Here is a 19,579-nt window from a genome sequence, read left to right as displayed (position 1 = left end):
TCAGTCTGGGGCATTTACAGTGGGTTAACCAATGATGATTTGGCTCAGCACATAACCTAAACAGCACGCACTCACGACGCCAATTAAACCGACGGACATGAACGAGTGGTTGAAGTAGTACTTACCGATTTTGGTGGTTCCTGTGGTATCAAAGTTGACCGTTGCAATATCTGACGGATAGTTTGGAATGAAGAAGTATCCGTACAGTGCGGGCATTAATCCCACCAGTAGCGCAGGTTCTAAACCTAGCCCGAGGCCTACAGGTAGCATCATTACCGCTACTGCGGCTTGTGAGTTCACCACAACAGAAACAATGAATAGTGCAAGCGCGAAGGTCCAGTGATGGTCGGTAACCATCTCAACAATGCCTGATTTAAACTGCGGCATCGCGTATTGGAAATAGGTATCCGACATCCAAGCGATACCGAAGATGGCAATTGCCGCCACCATACCTGATTTGAATACCACACCGTTTGGTACATCTCGTGGGTCGGTTTTGGTTGCCAGTAAAATGATACCGCCAAAGCAGAGCATCATCATCTGGATAACCACCGCCATACTGATCGGTTTACTGCCTTCAACAATAGTGCGTGTTTCTGGCACCATCGCTAGCACGACTATGGTTAATATCGCACCAATGAAAATCAACACAGAATTACGCGCTGCCGCGGGTAACGTTTCATTCAGCGTTGTTGCGGTTGTGTTTAGGATTTTCTCTTTCCACACTGGATCTTGCAGACGTTCTTGATACTCAGGATCATCATCTAGTTCTTTCCCGCGGCGCAAGCTGTACAAAGACATCAACAGCGTACCGAATAAGGTCGCAGGTACAGTGACCAGCAAAATAGAGAGCAAGGTGATCTCGTGTTGAATATTCGACAATTGAGCAAGGTAGTAGACAACGGCCGCTGAGATTGGGGAAGCGGTAATCGCGATTTGCGAAGCAACAGAAGACGCAGCCATTGGACGTTCAGGACGGATCCCATTTTTCAATGCCACATCACCAATGATTGGCATGATGGAATACACCGCATGGCCAGTACCCAGCATAAACGTCATTGCGTAAGTGACGAACGGTGCAATCAAAGTGACATTTTTCGGGTTCTTACGCAGTAAACGTTCTGCCACTTGCAGCATGTATTTCAATCCGCCAGCCGCTTCGAGTATTGAAGCACAGGTGACAACAGCAAGAATGATCAACATGACGGTGATCGGTGGTGATGTGGGTGGCATTTTGAAGACAAAAACTTCAATGACCAAGCCAATACCAGAAACCACACCAAGGCCAATACCACCGTAGCGTGAGCCTATATAGAGCATTAATAGCAGGAATAAAAATTCCAAATACAACATATCTGTTTCCTATCCAAAGGTGTTAATGAAAATATTGTCTAACGTAACGTTAAAAAAAGATGAAACCTTGTTCACACAACCATTTACCCTATAAATGAAACGACATTAATCAGAGATTGCTCACGCATTTTATTCAATAAGTAATGAATATGAATAAACAAATGTAACTATTTTGTTGTGCTACAGGGGGGCTGGCGTTAATGATGAAGCTTATTTTCTCGCCGCGTAGGCTGTTTGCCGATCGCTAACCTTAATTTAAGATAGCACAAAGGTTACTGAGCTATTGGCCTTTGGGCGTTGGAATGAAATGCATATGAGAAAACTCATCGTCCATTTGGTAGTGCGTAAACCCAAATCGCTGATACAAAGCACCGACGGGGCTACCTTGCAAATAACAGAGCTTACATGGGTATTGAGTCAGATTGGCTTGGTTGACGACCAGTTGTAACACTTGGCTACCCACCCCTCTATTTTGAAAATCTGGCAGAATAAAAAAGCGTGAGAAGTAGAGCGTTTCATGCTTGCTCTGCAGTAAATAAGTGCCAATCGGTTGGCCATCAGCGCAGATGATCGTTGGTAGACCAGAATGCCATTCTTGGCGATGCAGCACTTGCTGCAACTCTTCATCCCAGCCAAATATCGCCGTAATAGCATCCATTTCTGCGACTTTTTTTAGATCAAAAGCAAATTGATAATCGCTGTCACTTGCGGGGCGAAAGGTTACCTTCATACGTTTATCTTTTTGTTTAATAATACGTTGCTTACCAAGATATCAATCGTCGGCGTATTCATGGGCAATCGAAATAAAGCGCTCTTCTATTGCCAAGAAGGCATCAATGACTTCTGGGTCAAAATGGCTTCCTCTTCCGTCCAAAATAATCCCTTTCGCATCGGCGTGAGGCATCGGCTCCTTATAGATGCGTCGGCAAATCAGAGCGTCATAAACATCAGCGACAGCCATTAACCGTGCGCTGAGTGGTATAGCATCACCTTGTAAACCGTTAGGATAGCCAGAGCCATCCCATTTTTCATGGTGCCCATGGGCGATCTCTTTCGCCATATCGATAAGGTCATTTTTCGCGCCTGACATCTTTTCCGCTTTTTCTAGCGCACGTAGCCCTAAGCTGGCATGGCCTTTCATGATCTCAAACTCATCACTGTCCAGTTTTCCTGGTTTTAATAGTATGTTGTCGGCGATGCCCACTTTACCAATATCGTGTAAAGGGGCGGCTTTAAAGTAGGTATTAATAACATTCGGCGTTAGCTTTTGTTGATATTTTGGCAGCTTAGCCAGTTGCTCGGCTAACGCTTTGACGTAATGTTGTGTTCGCAGGATATGGTTACCAGTATCTGGGTCTCTGGTTTCAGCGAGGCTGGCGAGAGCATACACGACCGCGTCTTGCATTTTATCCAATTCATTTGAACGTTTGATCACCTCTTTTTCCAAGTAGCCATTTTGGTTCTTCAGTATGTCTTTTGAAATTTTGTTTTGCAGGTGAGTATCTACTCTGGCTCTTAGCAACGGTACGCTTACGGGTTTGTATACATAGTCAACCGCACCTAACTCAAAGCCTAGTTTTTGATCTTCAGGGTTATCCTTTGCGGTCAGAAAAATCACAGGGATGTCTTGGGTGTTAGGGTTTGCCATGATCTTTTGTATGACTTCAAAACCTGACATTTCCGGCATAACAATATCGAGCAACACTAGGTCAATAGAAAACTTGTCTAAGATACTGAGCGCCATCGGGCCTGATTTAGCGGCCTTGACATGATATCGGTTAGCCAACCCCTGTGACATAAATGCAAGGTTATCTGGCGAATCATCGACGATTAACACGGTACAATTGTCCAAGTTTTCGATGGGCATGAGTCTTTCCTAATAAAAAATAGCAATTGAGCGGCGAAGGTTGGGTTTAAGTCTAAACTTATCAATAACTATAGCTAATCTCAGCGTTAGTAGAGTGAGAAAATTATTAAGAAGGCGCTTCACATGCGATCCATCCGAACTTTATTCACCGTCTTATTTATTGCTATGGGATTATGTTCCATTGCGATGTTTAGTATCACAGACAAAGTAGCCGCTCTGAGAACTGAGAGCCGACAACTGAACGACGAACTTTACCGTTTCTATCGTCTGTCACAAGAGTTGAAGCAGAGCTCAGATCACTTAACCAAATTTGCCCGAGCCTACGCTTCGACTGGCGATGAAAAGTGGCTCAACCTTTTTAATTATGTGCTGAGCGTCAGAAATGGTTCTGTGCCTTTACCGAAAGGGAATGAGTACGAATTTTGGGATGTCGTTGCACAAAACAAACTACTTGCCCGCTCACTGGGTGGCACACCAGACAACCCTTCGTTACTCGATAGAATGCGTCTTTCGGGCATTGAATCGGTGGAGTTTTTAGAGCTCAAAAATGCGCTTACTTTGTCTGATTCACTGGTGTTACTCGAAAGAGAAGCCTTCATGGCCATCAAAGGATGGAAAAAGAATAGCCAAGGCGAATTTGTCGACACAGGTGAGCCGGATCTGGAATTGGCTCGGGCTATTCTCTATGGTGAGCAATACTTCGCGGAAAAGGCGAAAATTATGCAGGCGATTGGTTCTGCGCATCAATCGATCATGCAACGCATGGAGCAAAACATTCAACGTGCCGATAGCGAAGCGCTGCGTTATGAATGGATAAACTTGGCGTTAGTATTAACCTTACTCAGCGTGATCATCGCCTCCTTTGTTCTGCTGTGGCGTCTTTACATCAATCCGTTAAGTCAGCTACTCAAAACGGTTGTGACTCAAGTCAAACGGGAAGATTACGCTTTTACGATCACTCAAACTGCCTATGCAGAGCTACAACATTTTATCGACAGTTTGAATGTGGTGTTTCATCACATCGCTGAGCAGCTTAGCCAAAATACTTTACTTAAAGATTTCAATATCATCCTGCGCAAAAACGATTCTACGGACCGTTTGTGTAATGAAGTTACACAATTCTTACTGCATCAATTTCCTTTGGAAATGGTTGGCATGTACATCTATCAAGAGGGCGTATTAAAACGAGTGGCTGGGGTGGGTTATGGTGAGCATTCGGCCAGAGAATACACCGATCCATCATCGACGCAGCTCAGTGTGTTGCTCAGTGGCCAGCCCTATGCGATGAAAGCACTCGATGGCAACTGTCACATTGAATTTAACGGTGGCAAGTTAGTCATTAACGAAGTGTATTATTTGCCGCTGCACGTCAATCACCATCCTGTCGCTTTACTAGAGCTGGGTACTATCGGGTCGTTGTCGAGTTTGCAATTTCAGTGGTTATCGCAAATGTTGGATGACTTATCGGTCAGTATTCAATTGAGCCAAAACATTGAAATTCAGCGACGAGCCGAGCAGAAAGTACTCGAACAATCTCAACTGAATCAAGAGATCCTCGATGCGACGCCGAACCCCATGTATTGCTTGTCGGCCTCGGGTACGTATCTCACCATTAACGCTAAGTTTATGGATTTAGTTGGCCTGTCGGCCGAGCAAATTATCGGTAAATCGCCGCAAGATATCTTTCAAAATGAAACGGCGACCATTTTTGCCCAAGTACATAAAAGGCTTGGAGAGGAGCAGTCTTCGCAAGATTACGAATTGTCTCTCTATGACGCTTCGCACCACAAAAGAGAGATGTTGGTATACGAAGCTTCTTTCCAAAATAATCGTGGTGAAGTTTCTGGAATTGTCGGAATTTTGCTTGATTTAACCGATCGCAAGCAGATGGAAGAGCAATTAAGAGAAGCTAAAGAGACCGCGGATGCCATGAGCCAAGCCAAAGGCGATTTCCTCGCGAACATGAGCCACGAGATCCGTACACCAATGAATGCCATTTTGGGCATGGCACATTTGGCGCTCAACACCGAGCTCAATCCTACGCAACAAAAATACATTTCACGGATCAATGAATCGGCGAAAAACTTGCTTGGCATCATTAACGACATTTTGGATTTTTCCAAAATAGAGGCGGGCAAGCTGAATGTTGAGCACATTGATTTTAGCCTTGATGAGGTATTGGATAACCTCACCACCTTGATTTCGCTAAAAGCCCAAGAGAAAAACATCGAGTTTTTATTAGATATCGACCCACATATTCCTGTGGGCTTGGTGGGCGACCCGCTGCGTTTGGGGCAAGTTCTCGTTAACTTATGTGGCAATGCGGTGAAATTTACCGAACAAGGGGAGATCATCGTTTCGGCGCGAGTCGTGGGGCAAAACGATGCCAACGTGACCTTGAAGTTTACCGTTTCTGATACAGGTATTGGCATTGCTGAATCTAACGTAGCCACTCTATTCTCTGCATTTTCTCAAGCTGATAATAGCATTACTCGCCAATATGGAGGAACGGGCTTGGGGCTTAGCATCAGTAAACAGCTAGTCGGATTGATGGGTGGCGACATTCAAGTTCGCAGTGAAGAAGGGTCAGGATCCACCTTTGAATTCACGGTTGAGTGTGGGCTGCAAGAAGCCAAAATGCGCGATATCGCTAAGCCACTCAGCGCTCTAGCAGGCAAACGTGCGTTGGTAGTCGATGATAATGACTCGGCGCGCAATATTTTAATGACGTTGCTCAATGCGATGCATTTTGAAGCGAAGTCAGTCAGTAACGGTTTTGAGGCGCTAGATGAAATTCGCAATACGCATTTTGATATGCTGTTTATTGATTGGAATATGCCGGGTATGAATGGCATAGAGTTGCTGCAGAGAATGAAACCATTGGGTGTTTTTGATAACACCAAACGATTCCTCGTCACGGCTTACGGCCGAGAAATCTCCTTGGTGGGAGAAAACAGTAAATTAGTCGATGCTTTGATTGTGAAACCTGTGAACCCATCAAATCTCCTTGATGCCATTATGGACAGCTACGGCATCGAGCAATTAAGGCAGAGCCATGAGTATCTTGATCATGATACAAGGCCAACATTTATTGGGCAAAAAGTACTTTTGGTAGAAGATAACGAAGTGAACCAAGAGGTGGCTTTCGGCCTGTTAGAAAGTACTCAATTGAGCATTGTTCTTGCTAATAATGGACAAGAAGCTTTGACGAAATTGCAGCAAGAAGCTTTTGATTTAGTGCTGATGGATATGCAGATGCCCATTATGGATGGTATCAGTGCGACGAAAGAGATCCGCCAACATGAGGAGTGGAAAACGCTACCGATTGTTGCAATGACCGCCAATGCGATGTCTTCAGATGTCGAGCACTGTTTAAATGCAGGTATGAATGATCATGTGGCGAAACCAATTGATGTACAGCGCTTGTACCACGTACTACGCAAATATTTAAAGGCGGATGAAACCACGCCAGTACCCTCTACGGTATTACCGAATCAAGTGAAACCGAGTACTGGCTACCCAGAATTGACCGGTATTGATGTGGAGCAAGCGATTTTCCGAATTGGTGGCAATGCGCAGCGATACTTTGAAATATTGGATCACTTCCTTGCCAGCCAGCAGCAAGAAATAGCCGCATTCCCTAAATTGATTGATAAGGGGCAGTGGGAAGAGGCAGAGCGAGTGATGCACACCCTAAAAGGTTCAGCGGCTAATCTAGGGATTGAGCCTATTGCGCAGCTAGCCAACGAGATGGAAGGGGTAGTACAGCGACATACGAAACCCGCCATTCAAGATCTCAACACGGTATCAAAGTTGATGTCTACTTTGTTGGATGAGCTAAGGGATTGGGAGCAGACACAATTACATCCGCAGCAAGAGCACCGTGATATTGCGTTGCTCTACCAACAATTAGTGCAATGTGTTGAAAACTACGATGCTGATGCGATTCATATGATCCACCAAATTAAACAATGCAATTTATGGTCTGACGAGCAAAAGAAAAGTTTGATGCATGCGATTGAAGATTTTGATTTTGAAGCGGCTAAAGAGGTATTGGCTCAGTTGCCAGTACCGACTGAAAAAATAAGTTGAAGTATGATGGTGCTTAAAATTGATGCAATAATTGTGGCGTAAAATTCGACATTTTGGCCATTCTCATCCTATGCTAAGAGCAATAATAACAATGAATAAACAGAAATAATTTCGTTGATAAATGAAGAAGGATACTTTTATGAATATCAACAACACCATGAAGCTCGTGTTTGCTGTCATCGGTATCGGTATTGTCATTAGTGTTGTGACGGTATTACAGCTCAATGGGCTAATGCAACAAGTTGATAATATGGCTCAAGTTCGTTATCAATCTTACCAAGCGGCCGATGAGCTTCGTCAAAGCTCTGATGATTTAACTCGGTTGGGCCGAACTTATGTGGTCAGTGGCGATGAAAAGTATGAAAAAATGTACATGGATATTCTTGATATTCGTAATGGTAAGAAACCTCGCCCGCAGAACTATCACACGATATATTGGGACCTTGTGTTGCAATATGGACAAAAACCTAAAGCAGACGGTAAGAATATCTCTCTCAACCAAATGATGACGGATCTTGGTTTTACTCCGCAAGAGTTTAGTTTGCTCAAAGAAGCTCAAGCTAATTCAGATGGCTTAGTGAACATGGAAGTCAAAGCGATGAATGCTGTTAAGGGGCTTTACCCTGATAGCAATGGCAACTACACCGTTAGAAAAGAGCCAGACCGTAATATGGCGATTTCTCTCTTACACAGTAATGAATACCATCAAGAGAAAGCCAAAATTATGGCTCCGATCGATAAGTTCTTTATTGAATTAGAAAATCGAACCAATAAACAATTCATGGATGCGGCGCAGAAAGTAAAAAGTACGGTATTGATTGGTAATATCTCCTTAATTAGCGTTTTTGTTATTGCCATTATTGGGTATGCCATTGTTAACCGAAAAGTAGTGAAGCCGATTGATACCATGGCTAAATTGCTACAACAAGTAGACAAAAATTCTGATTTGACTTTGCGAGTTGACGATAACAGTCACAACGAACTGGGTATAATCGGCGGCACCATTAATAAGGTGCTTGGTAGTTATGCCACAACCATTAGCAAAATAAACCAGGTAAACCACACCATTTCGGCCATCTCTGAAACGATAAGCGATGTCACCAAACAAAACGTCAAAGTGGCGAATCAGCAAAATCAAGAACTTGAAATGGCGGCGACGGCGATGGAAGAGATGACATCGGCGCTCTCTAGCGTGGCGGAAAGCACCACCATGGCAGAAGAGTATGCGGGCAGCGCGGAAAAAGAAGCCAGTACCAGTAAACAGGTCTTTGATAAAACGACCCATGAATTCGGTGAATTAGAGGGTGAATTTACCAAAACATCCGAGATCATCCAGCAACTTGCGAATGAGTCTAATAACGTTGGTAATGTGCTTGATGTGATTAAAGCGATTGCTGAACAAACCAACCTACTGGCGTTGAACGCGGCGATAGAGGCTGCTCGTGCGGGTGAGCAAGGTCGCGGTTTTGCGGTGGTAGCGGATGAAGTACGCTCACTTGCCCAACGAACTCAACAATCGACGGGTGAGATCGAAAGCATGATTTCGATGCTGCAAGAGAAAGCAGAACAATCGACCAAAACGATCCGGGTGAGTGCTGATAAAATGCAGTCAACGCGCTCTAATATGTCGGTGGCGAACGAAGCGCTTGGTACCATCCAAGGATCGGCGATTGAGATCCATAAATTGAATACGTCGATATCGGCTGCGACAGAAGAGCAATTGGCTGTGAGCGACGAAATTTCCAGCAATCTTAGTAACATTAAAGCCCTTTCGGGTGATATGAACGTTGCCATCAATCAACTCGGGCCTGTCGTTGTTGATTTGCAACGTAATGTCGATGAGTTAAATAGCGCGATTAAGCACATCCGCACTTAAATTTAATATCCTCTCCTTGCTATTTTTTAGGCTCTCTATACTGAGAGCCTTTTATTTCGGCAAAATTTTTTATTTGCAGAATGATGCCCACTTAAGTGGTCACGGTAATACCGCAAGGTAAGCGATAAGTTAAAGCTCTTGCTTCGGCTGACTTTTTCTTGCCAAACGTTGCCAAGGTAAAGAGAGCAAAATGAAGATAGTCAGAGCATACAGCATTGACCAGCCTAAGCAGATAAATACCGCAGTGCAGAGGATCAACGAAATCGCCGCCAACAGTTTGTTGATGCCACTGAGCAATTTATAAGCGGCGAACATCGCTAACAGATAAACTAAGACAAAGATTCCATTCGCAAGTTTTAGGAAAAATTCCAGATTAAGACCAGACCATTCACCAAGCAGGCAAGAAGCCATTAATACAACTCCAACAGCAATGGTTGCATTGGCTGGGACGCCGCGGATTGAAATTCTGGCGATTGCGCTTTCTGGTCGATATTGCCTTGCTTGTGCCCACACCATGCGAGATAAGCTTTGCGTGTATAAATTGATGCTCGCAAAGCATGCAAAAAAGCCGATAAGGCTTATCACCGTTGCCAAACTGCTACCAAAAATTTGTTCGCTCAGCCAAGGAATGGAGGTGCTATCAAATTCTGAGCTGCCATACGCACCAAATTTAAGGATGACCACCGAGCATGCCCAATAGGTGATTCCAGCCACAAAGCAGCCGACAATGATCGCGATCGGAAAATCGCGCTGTGGGTTTTTAAACTCTTCTCCCATATGAGCGAACGCTTCAATGCCAACAAAACACCAGAACATCACGCCGAGTGTGGCGCCAATCGGCCAAATACTGTCCGTGCTGAGTGCGGGCATGGTTAAATCTGCAGCGCCAACATCGCCTATCCAGAAAAAAGCACCAACTAATACGAAAATGCTCAGTGCAATAACGGTTTGTAACTGCCCGGAAGATTTGGTGCCCGCCAAATTGACCGCAATCAGCAACAGTACGGTTAATACTTGCGCCATCATCGCCGAGTTGAGTGGCGCAGGGAGGAGTTGTTGAGCAAAGCCTGCCGCCAATGCGACAGCGGCCGGAACGCCGACAGGGATCACGCTGACAAAAAGCCAAGCAACCGAGCGTTCCAACTTAGCGTTAAAAGCTTGGCGGACAAAGTAGGCGGTTCCGCCGGCGTTAGGGTAACGCTTACCCAGAGCGGCAAACGTCAGTGCAATCGGGCAAATCGCCACAAACAGCAGTAGCCATGCCCACAGTGAGAGCTCACCTGCAATACCAGCGGCAATCGCTGGGATCATAAATAACCCTGTTCCCATTAAAGTGGTGGAAAGTTGTCCAATACCAGACAGCAAGGTGATCTCTTGTTTTAACTTATTCACGGCTTCCGTTCCCAAATATCGTTCTGGCGGTTAGCATACGCTGAAGCGAAATAATATGCATCTATCTCAGTTTGCCTATGCCCATTGGGTGCAACGGCTAACCTGCAATATCAGGCCGTTTGGGCAGCGCCATATTCAGGTAGCGTTATGCGAGTCATTTCGTTATCGTCATTACCTTAAATCACCGAAACAACAGCGAGAAATCCATGACATTCACCGTTTGGTTATCACTATTTACCATTTGTATTTTAGGCGCGATGTCGCCAGGGCCAAGCCTAGCTATGGTGGCCAAACACAGCCTCGCTGGTGGGCGTAAAAATGGGTTTGCAACGGCGTGGGCGCACGCATTTGGTATTGGTGTCTATGCCTTCATTACCTTAATTGGCTTAGCGGTTGTACTGCATCAATCCCCCTTACTGTTTAAGACAGTAGGCTATGCAGGCGCGTTGTATTTGGCCTATTTGGGTATCAATGCATTACGTTCCAAAGGGGGCGTGGCGGCTAAATTAGAATCGGGTGAGACGGTCAGTGTGTGGCAGTCGGCTAAAGAGGGATTATTGATTTCTCTGCTTAGTCCTAAAATCGCGCTATTTTTCATCGCGTTATTCAGTCAATTTGTCGCCATCGGCAACGAACTGAGTAGCAAAGCTATTATTGTGTTAACACCATTTTTAGTGGATGGGCTTTGGTATACGTTCATCACCTTAATTCTTTCTAGCCCAATATTACTCGATAAACTGCGCGCGCGTGCCGTATTGATTGACCGTTTGTCGGGCGTAGTACTGATTGCGCTTGCCATCCGTGTCGTCATGACTCTTTAGCTAATACCAAAAAAGCGGGAGGAAATGCCTCCCACTTCTAATGAGTTTCGCCGTGCCAATGAAAGAGGGCGAATAGGGTTTTCATCGATAGTGTGCTTGAGTTTTTTCTTCATATTCACCTTCAATAACGTAGCCGCTTTTTGACGTAAAGGTGTGGCGCTTGAGCTGCTTTTCTATACGTTTGCCAGTGATGATCGCTGCAATAGCGAGAGGAATGGCGAGCAGCAAACTCAGCATCAACGCGAAAAACCCTACAACCAGCGCAAATGTAGTCACAATAAATCTATTCATAACCTGTACCTCTTTCTGAATTGAAGCTAGGTTAACGCAGCCAAGATGAATCCAACATGAATGTTGTGTCTCTAATTTTTGGAGTTGTATGGACGACGTTCATTCCCCCAATAATATTGGGACTCTGACAGGTAGTTCAAATTTTGAGTCATTTTGACACCTTGGTGTCTTTGCTCGTTATTTTTGGTAGTCAAATTGACATTATTGTTGTGTGGTTTTTTATTTATTCTTTTTAAAAACAAGTTGTTATATGTTGGCATGTATTATGCCCTAAAGGCTTCGGATAATAAGCGTGATTGACACGCCTCAAATAACTGGAGCTAAAATAATGTTCTGTATTCAATGTGAACAAACCATTCAAACCCCTGTGGCAAAAGGTTGTGCCTACTCTCAAGGCATGTGCGGTAAAACGGCTGAAGTTTCAGACTTACAAGATGTACTAGTGTATTCATTACAGGGCGTCTCTTTTTGGGCCAATTTAGGTCGAGCGTGTGGTGTGATCGATCAAGAAATTGACCAATGGGCTCCCAGAGCCTTCTTTGCCACGTTAACCAATGTCAATTTTGATCCTGAACGTATCCTTGAACTCGTTCAAGATTCCACGCAGTACCGTCAACGTTTGGAAGAGAACGTGAGAGCGGCTGCGGTATTAGTCGGATTTGAATTGCCTGAGCTCTCTGCTGCTGCCAAATTTGAATTACCACAGACCAAAGAGGCTCTGTTGGCCTTTGCACCGATAGCGGCCGTTAACCGTGGGCGTGAAAGCCTACATGAAGATGTGATTGGTTTGCGTTTACTTTGCTTATATGGGTTAAAGGGTGCGGCGGCTTACTTAGAACACGCTCGCGTTTTAGGCCAAAGTGATCAAGCCGTGTACGCTGAATACCACCAAATTATGGCTTGGCTTGGCACTGATCCAACTGACCTACAAGCGTTACTCGATACGGCAATGCAAATTGGTATGGTCAATTACCGCATTATGGAGATGTTAGATATGGGTGAAACCGAAACCTTTGGTCACCCTGAACCTACGAGCGTCAATGTGAAAACGGTAGCGGGTAAGTGCATCTTGGTTTCAGGCCATGACTTGCATGATCTGGAAAAAATTCTGCAACAGACTCAGGGCAAAGGCATTAATGTCTATACCAATGGTGAGATGTTGCCTGCTCACGCTTACCCGCAGCTAAAGAAATATCCGCATCTTGTGGGCAACTATGGTAGCGCTTGGCAAAATCAGCAAAAAGAGTTTGCTAACTTCCCCGGTGCAATCGTGATGACATCAAACTGCTTGCTCAACCCGAATGTAGGGCAGTATGCCGACCGCCTATTTGCCCGCAGTATTGTCGGCTGGCCGGGTGTGGCACATGTTGAAGGTGACGATTTTAGTGAAGTGATCGAATGCGCGTTAGCCCAGCCCGGTTTTAAACACGATGAAATAGAGCAACATATTACGGTTGGTTTTGGTCGTAATGCATTAATGGCGGCCGCGCCAGCCGTGATTGAACAAGTCAAACAGGGCCACATCAAGCACTTCTTCCTGGTGGGAGGTTGTGATGGTGATAAATCTGAACGCAGTTACTACACTGATTTCACAACGCAAGCGCCGGAAGATAGCCTTATTTTAACGTTGGCGTGTGGCAAATTCCGCTTCAATAAAAATCAATTTGGTGACATCAATGGCATACCGCGGTTATTAGATGTTGGCCAATGTAACGATGCGTATTCAGCGATTCAACTGGCACTCGCACTGGCCAGTGAGTTTGATTGCGGTGTGAATGATCTCCCACTGACATTGGTTCTTTCTTGGTTTGAACAAAAGGCGATTGTTATTCTACTGACGCTACTCGCGTTAGGTGTGAAAGGAATTTATACCGGCCCAACCGCACCAGCATTCCTCACCGAAAACTTGATGAAGATTTTGCAACAAGAGTTCGATCTACGAGGAATTACTACTGCTGAGAATGATTTAAAAACGATTTTGGCTGCGTAATCGTCAGCATTAGGCTCTGCGTATTCAGAGCCTAATGCCGCTTAAGATGTTTGAATAAAGCATGATTTGAAAAAAGTATTGTATGAGGGATGGGTATGTCAGCTTGGGCTTACCAAGATGTGCTTGAATTAACTTGCCGCCAAAAATGGGCAGAAACCGAGGAAAGCGTCAGTTTTGAACTGGCCTCGAAAGAAGAGAGCGCCTTTCATTTTAAACCGGGTCAATTTGCAACTTTAGGCTTTGAATTACCAGAAGGCGTGGCGTTTCGTGCTTACTCCATCAGTTCAATGCCACAGCAAAACTTTCTGCGCTTTACGGTTAAACGAGTAGTAGGTGGAAAGGTTTCAAACCATATTGTCGATGCATTGAGTGTTGGCGATACGGTCTCGGTGCTACAACCGCAGGGTGCATTTAACAGTGTAGATTGCGCGCCGAAACGAAAAGTGACACTGATCAGTGCGGGTTGTGGTGTTACCCCTGTGATGGCTATGGCGCAACAATGGCTGCGACAAGGCGACATTGAGATCGATTTTATTCATGTCGCCAAAAGTGTTTCCGACACCATTTATTACGCAGAGCTGCAACAACTGGCACAATGTTATCCGCAGTTTCATTTAAAACTTCTGCTCAAAGAGGCGAAGGGTAGCTCGCATCCACAAGGGCGGCTGAGTCAGGCTTGGTTAGTCCGATTGTGCCCTGATATTGCCGAGCGCAGTGTGTATCTGTGCGGTCCCGTTGGTTTTATGCAAGATGTTAAAAGCTACCTACAACAGCTGAATTTTGATATGACACACTTCTTTGAAGAGAGTTTTACGCCATCAGTGTATGAAAGCGAAGTGAGCCACCCCAAACAAGAGAGCTCAGATCAAGACGAGATTGAGCCTCAGGAGGTGACAGTCAGTACGCCAGCGTTTGCATCATCCGTGACCGTGAAAAAGGGCAGTTTACTGCTCGATGCGTTAGAGAAAGGTAACGTACCAGTGATTGCGGCTTGCCGAAGTGGGATATGCGGATCGTGCAAATGCAAAGTGAAGGTGGGTATGGTCGAGCGTTTGAGCACCGAAACATTGAGTGCACAAGAGATTGATCAAGGCTATGCCTTAGCGTGTTCGAGCAGATTAGTTTCGGACGTTGAAGTCTCATTGAACTGATCGCTTCATAAAAAAGCCGCCTTATATCAAAAGGCGGCAAGCAGGGGGAGGTGAGATAAACACTCACTATTATTATGTTGTGGAGATAAAAATAATATTAAGCCGTTTACTGGGCGGTAGTTGGGAAAGTTCGGTAACGAACGCCCATCATCTGCTCCATACAATGTACAACTTGGCCGCTGTAGCCAAATTCATTGTCATACCAAATGTAGAGCACGCAACGGTTATCTTGAGCGATCGTCGCTGCGCCATCAACTACGCCAGCATGGCGAGAGCCAACCAAATCACTGGAGACAATTTCTGTTGAGTCGGTGTAATCAATTTGCGCTGAAAGCGGCGAGCTAAGCGCCATTTCACGTAGATATGCGTTGAGATCTTGCTTATTCACTGCATTGGCTAAGTTGAGGTTAGCCACGGCCATCGACACGTTTGGCGTGGGGACACGAATCGCATTACCGGTTAACTTACCAGCGAGTTCAGGTAACGCTTTGGCAACCGCTTTGGCGGCACCCGTTGAGGTTAACACCATGTTGAGCGATGCGCTGCGGCCACGTCGTTCACCAGAATGGAAATTGTCGATAAGGTTTTGATCATTAGTAAAAGAGTGCACCGTTTCGATATGGCCAGAAAGTACGCCATATTGATCATGAATTGCTTTCAATACCGGTGTGATAGCGTTGGTGGTGCAACTGGCGGCTGAGATAATGGTGTCTTCGGGCTGAATATCAGCGTGGTTTACGCCGAACACGATATTTTTAATCTCACCTTTGCCGGGTGCTGTCAGCAGCACCTTGCTTGCCCCTTGACAGTTCAAGTGTTGACTAAGCCCTTCGCTATCACGCCAAACACCAGTATTGTCGACCACTAACGCGTTATGAATACCATAGTGTGAATAATCAACCTCTTGTGGCTTATTGGCGTAGATGATTTGGATATAATTGCCGTTGGCAATAATGGCCTTGCGAGCCTCATCGATGATGATGCTGCCGTTAAACTGGCCATGAACTGAGTCACGGCGTAGCAAGCTTGCCCGTTTTTCTAAATCTCCTGCTTTACCCCCACGAACGACAATCGCTCGCAAGCGCAGTGGATAGCCCGGGCCACTTTTTTCTATCAAAAGACGAGTCAGCAAGCGACCAATACGACCAAAACCGTACAGCACCACATCCTTAGGCTCACTGAGTGTTTCACCATTCAACGCACCATTAAGCGCCGTTAGCAGGTAATCCTCAAGGCCATGTTCATCATCATGTTGTTGCCAAAATTGATGAGCAAGTTGGCCAATGTCGATACGACATGGCGACAGAGCAAGCGTGGTCAGTTTTTGTAAAATCGGCATCGTTTGCTGGGTTGAAAGCGCCTCACCTGTGTAGCGACGAACAACACGATGTGCCTTGATGATATCAATGGTGGTGGCGTTGATGAGTGTTTTTCCAAATAAAACCACTTCAACACCTTGTTGGCGATAAAGCTGACCGATGAGGGGAGACATGGATTCAGCAATCGTTTGGCTGGCTTGCCAGTCTGAGAGATGTTTCTCTGGGCTCATATTGACTTGGGACCTTTCACGTTATGTTAAGCAGTAATGTTCACAGTGTAGGGCTGGTGAACGCGTATCTTGCACGGTCATCTGTGCTGAGATACAAGTCGATGTTTATTGTTGTTTTTATGTGGCCGGATTGTAAATGTGGAATGGTTATTCTGCTAGCAAAAATAATGACGACATTTTTTACTAAAAACTAGGTAAAAATCAGCGTATTGAGTGGTTTTTGGCGGTGGTTAGAGATGTTGACAAATTCTAAAGTCGCGACTTATTTTGTGATGATAATGGTCTACTTCAAATATTTGATGTGGAATGGTTTTTCTTTTTCATAAAAATGAGATTAGATTCAAATTGTTATCTTAAAATGTGGTGAGTTTTCGGTTAATTCACCATCACGCTTATTGGATGAATCGTGACGCGCAATGCTTTCGTTACTGCGCTGGTTTTATCTTAATAAGAGCGCAGACGCATAAAATAGCGTCTACTATTTAACCATTGGCTAGGATGTATTACTTCCAAGGATGATAACAATGGTAATACTTACCCACTTCTCAATTAAGGCACGCTTGTTCTTACTCTGCCTCATTCCAACACTGGTTATTCTGGCTGTGGCATGGCGTCTATTCCTCCCATTTGAAAGCCGTTTAGACACATACCATGTGTTGAACCAAAAGATTGGAGCAATCAATCAGGTCACTACCAGTTCAGCCCTTTTTTATACCTTGCTAAGTGCGAAGTTGCGCAGCGAAAATAGCGAAGACTCTCGGCCGCAGCTCAAGCAGGAGCTAGCTGAATCGCTGGATAAAATTGTGCTGGATACAGGTTCTACAAATAGTCATTTTGGGAGTAAAAGCAACCGTACATTGATAGAAAACCGTGTGCTTGACCTTCACCATTTGTTGGATGAGTTGCCGTCGGCTTCACAAAGCGAGACCCTAGAATTAGGCCGCCAAGTATTTAATCTTTTGTATGAAGTGATGGCCGAGCTGCAAAGAACCAACAGTTTTCTTGCGCCTGTTGATATTCATACCTTGGATCTGGTGTATAGCGACCTGCATTGGTTTGCATTTTGGGTGCAAAAAGAGGCGTGGTTAATCAAAGAATTAACCATGGATCAAGAGGTGTTTCAATCTCGACAAACAGAATACTTTCAAGCTGTTGAGCGCCAGCAACAATACTTCGAACGTATCATTGATAACGGCGCTCAACTCGAACAACTGGTGCAGTTGTTTACGCAACCTGAATTTCGCCAAGCCGCTTTGATTCGCGAAAAAATCGTTAGTAATGAAGCTGATCCTCAAGCATTAGCTTCTTATGTCAAAAATGTGGAAGAGCGTTACTTGGCGATAGATAAACTGGTGCAAAGTGTCAACCAACACTTATCGGCTCAACTGAATGTGCGTCTCCAGCAAGAAAAAATGGGTATGTTAAGTATATCGGCATCGCTGTTAGCCGTGTTGGCGCTGCTGTTTGTGCTAGGAGCAAGTACCTCATCTCGCATCTCGTCAAAGCTCAAGCGGATCATCAATACCATGAGTCGATTGCGTGAAAAGCAGAACGGCATTGAACAGATCCCGATTGATGGCAAAGATGAGTTTTCCCGCTTTACGATCAATCTCAACCATATTATTGAGAAACAGCAACAGTACGAGAGTGCTTTGGTGGAAACAAAGGAAGCGGCAATTGCCGCTAATCGAGCCAAAAGCGCGTTCTTAGCCAATATGTCGCATGAGATCCGAACGCCTCTTAATGGTATTATCGGTATGACTGAAATATTGTCACGCAGCGAGTTTACGGGGAATGAGCGTGAAGTCCTGGCCGATATTGATACCTCTTCGCAAGCGTTGCTGATCTTGATTAACGATATTCTCGATTTATCTAAAATTGAATCAGGCAACTTGGAGCTTGCTCCGCATCGCTTTGAACTCGCTGAATTGGTATACGACACGGTGAACTTGGTGAACGCGAAAGCGTTGAGCCAGCATATCGAGCTTAATATTTATCTCGACCCTACATTACCTCGTTTTATCATCGCGGATGAATATCGCCTGAAGCAGGTCTTGATGAATTTGTTGTCCAATGCGGTGAAATTTACCAAAGATGGTTATGTCAACACGGGTTTAACCTTAGAAACGGGCGATATAACCTCGATACGTTTTGCTGTATCCGATACGGGAAGTGGCATCGATAAAGAGATGTTGAACACGATTTTTGATCCATTTATTCAAGAAGATAGCAGTATTACCCGTCGCTTTGGTGGGACTGGGTTAGGGTTGGCTATCTGCCGTCAATTAGTCGATCTGATGCAGGGTGACATTCATGTACAGTCCACTAAAGGCTTAGGTAGCTGCTTTGAATTTGTCGTCCCGATTGAGGTTGCCGAAGATCAGCCGCAAGTTGAGCCTCTTGCCACGCAGGCGTTGTTAATTACCAATATGTCTAACTACTCATCCGCTATTCGGCGTGAATGCGTTCAATGGGGGATTCAACTCAATGAAGCGCGTGATGTTGAACAAGCAGTCAAGAGTGGGCTTAGCGCCGTATGTATTTTATATTGCCAAAGCTTAAGCCACAGCGTGCAATCGGATCTCATTGCGCTACGTGAGCATTTTTCAAGTGCAAAAATAGTGGTTCTGCAGCATCACTTGTTCGTCAACAAAGACGCAATTCATCTTGCGCAGGCAAGTATCACGTTGCCTTTTTTAGGGGCGCGTTTTGAACGTGCCCTCAAAGCATTAGTGGCCGATACAGAAACGCTTTTAACGCCAGTCGAGGAGAGTCAGTTAGACTACTTAGAGTGCAATCATAAGCGTATTTTGATCGTTGAAGACAATTTGATGAACCAAAAAATCGCCAGCTTCTTCCTTGAAAAAGCAGGGATTGGTTATGTGGTGGCCAACAACGGGCAAGAAGCGGTAGATGCCATCACCCAAGGGGGACATTTTGCTGCGGTGTTAATGGACTGCATGATGCCAGTGATGGATGGCTTAACCGCGACGAAGAAAATCCGCGAATGGGAAAAAGAGCAAGGCGTTGAAAAATTGCCTATTATCGCCTTAACCGCCAGCGTTTTGGAGGAGGATATTAAAAGCTGCTTTGACGCGGGCATGGATGCGTATTTGCCCAAACCTTATAAATCCAAGCAACTTTTTGATATTTTTAGCGATCTGCAAGTGGCGAACTCTTGAGAAGATAGCCTAATC

General features: G+C 45.0%; 12 protein-coding genes. 6 read left to right on the top strand and 6 right to left on the bottom strand.

Going from position 1 to position 19,579, the window contains the following annotated elements; genetic code table 11:
* Window positions 1-24: 24 nt before the first annotated feature.
* The 3 genes from AACQ42_RS04395 to AACQ42_RS04385 form a co-directional block, all read right to left on the bottom strand.
* Window positions 25-1,353: an anaerobic C4-dicarboxylate transporter gene (locus AACQ42_RS04395; RefSeq protein WP_013868401.1), complete on the bottom strand. Its 1,329-nt coding sequence runs from the start codon at window positions 1,351-1,353 to the stop codon at window positions 25-27.
* A gap of 280 nt (window positions 1,354-1,633) precedes the next feature.
* A complete protein-coding gene (locus AACQ42_RS04390) occupies window positions 1,634-2,083 on the bottom strand; it encodes a GNAT family N-acetyltransferase (RefSeq protein WP_047688721.1) in 450 nt (149 codons plus the stop codon).
* Between the two features lie 42 nt (window positions 2,084-2,125).
* The gene (locus tag AACQ42_RS04385; protein ID WP_013868403.1) at window positions 2,126-3,220 is read right to left on the bottom strand and encodes a response regulator; all 1,095 of its coding nucleotides are present in this window, start codon (window positions 3,218-3,220) and stop codon (window positions 2,126-2,128) included.
* Between the two features lie 123 nt (window positions 3,221-3,343).
* Between AACQ42_RS04385 and AACQ42_RS04380 the strand changes: the two genes are divergently transcribed.
* Both AACQ42_RS04380 and AACQ42_RS04375 read left to right on the top strand, forming a co-directional pair.
* The gene (locus AACQ42_RS04380; RefSeq protein WP_094165638.1) at window positions 3,344-7,312 is read left to right on the top strand and encodes a hybrid sensor histidine kinase/response regulator; all 3,969 of its coding nucleotides are present in this window, start codon (window positions 3,344-3,346) and stop codon (window positions 7,310-7,312) included.
* Between the two features lie 139 nt (window positions 7,313-7,451).
* Window positions 7,452-9,188, top strand: a complete 1,737-nt coding sequence (locus AACQ42_RS04375) for a methyl-accepting chemotaxis protein (protein ID WP_029189686.1) — start codon at window positions 7,452-7,454, stop codon at window positions 9,186-9,188.
* 129 nt (window positions 9,189-9,317) lie between these two features.
* On the opposite strand, the gene yjeH is transcribed toward AACQ42_RS04375, so the two are convergent.
* The gene (yjeH, locus tag AACQ42_RS04370; RefSeq protein WP_094165637.1) at window positions 9,318-10,595 is read right to left on the bottom strand and encodes an L-methionine/branched-chain amino acid transporter; all 1,278 of its coding nucleotides are present in this window, start codon (window positions 10,593-10,595) and stop codon (window positions 9,318-9,320) included.
* Window positions 10,596-10,786: 191 nt separating this feature from the next.
* On the opposite strand from yjeH, the gene AACQ42_RS04365 reads away from it, so the two are divergent.
* Window positions 10,787-11,401 carry a LysE family translocator gene (locus AACQ42_RS04365; RefSeq protein WP_013868407.1) on the top strand — a complete coding sequence of 205 codons (615 nt, stop codon included), beginning with the start codon at window positions 10,787-10,789 and terminating at the stop codon, window positions 11,399-11,401.
* 81 nt (window positions 11,402-11,482) lie between these two features.
* Here the strand turns inward: AACQ42_RS04365 and AACQ42_RS04360 are convergent, their stop codons facing one another.
* The gene (locus AACQ42_RS04360) at window positions 11,483-11,692 is read right to left on the bottom strand and encodes a hypothetical protein (protein WP_017045072.1); all 210 of its coding nucleotides are present in this window, start codon (window positions 11,690-11,692) and stop codon (window positions 11,483-11,485) included.
* 328 nt (window positions 11,693-12,020) lie between these two features.
* Between AACQ42_RS04360 and hcp the strand changes: the two genes are divergently transcribed.
* On the top strand, window positions 12,021-13,682 hold the full coding sequence (hcp, locus tag AACQ42_RS04355; protein ID WP_094165636.1) for a hydroxylamine reductase: 1,662 nt from the start codon (window positions 12,021-12,023) through the stop codon (window positions 13,680-13,682).
* Window positions 13,683-13,777: 95 nt separating this feature from the next.
* Complete coding sequence (locus AACQ42_RS04350) at window positions 13,778-14,833, top strand: hybrid-cluster NAD(P)-dependent oxidoreductase (RefSeq protein ID WP_094165635.1); 1,056 nt, start codon at window positions 13,778-13,780, stop codon at window positions 14,831-14,833.
* Between the two features lie 106 nt (window positions 14,834-14,939).
* Here AACQ42_RS04350 and AACQ42_RS04345 read toward each other — a convergent pair whose 3' ends face one another.
* Window positions 14,940-16,382, bottom strand: coding sequence for a glyceraldehyde-3-phosphate dehydrogenase (locus AACQ42_RS04345; RefSeq protein WP_094165634.1), 1,443 nt, complete (start codon window positions 16,380-16,382; stop codon window positions 14,940-14,942).
* A gap of 515 nt (window positions 16,383-16,897) precedes the next feature.
* On the opposite strand from AACQ42_RS04345, the gene AACQ42_RS04340 reads away from it, so the two are divergent.
* Entirely contained in the window at window positions 16,898-19,564 is a 2,667-nt protein-coding gene (locus AACQ42_RS04340; RefSeq protein ID WP_094165633.1) for an ATP-binding protein, read from the top strand.
* The last annotated feature ends 15 nt before the right edge of the window (window positions 19,565-19,579 follow it).

Origin of the sequence: Vibrio sp. V12_P9A6T4 (assembly GCF_963874835.1) — a bacterium.
GTDB lineage: Bacteria > Pseudomonadota > Gammaproteobacteria > Enterobacterales > Vibrionaceae > Vibrio > Vibrio anguillarum.
The sequence above is the reverse complement of the archived record's forward strand: the minus strand, read 5'-3'. Positions and strand labels throughout refer to the sequence as shown.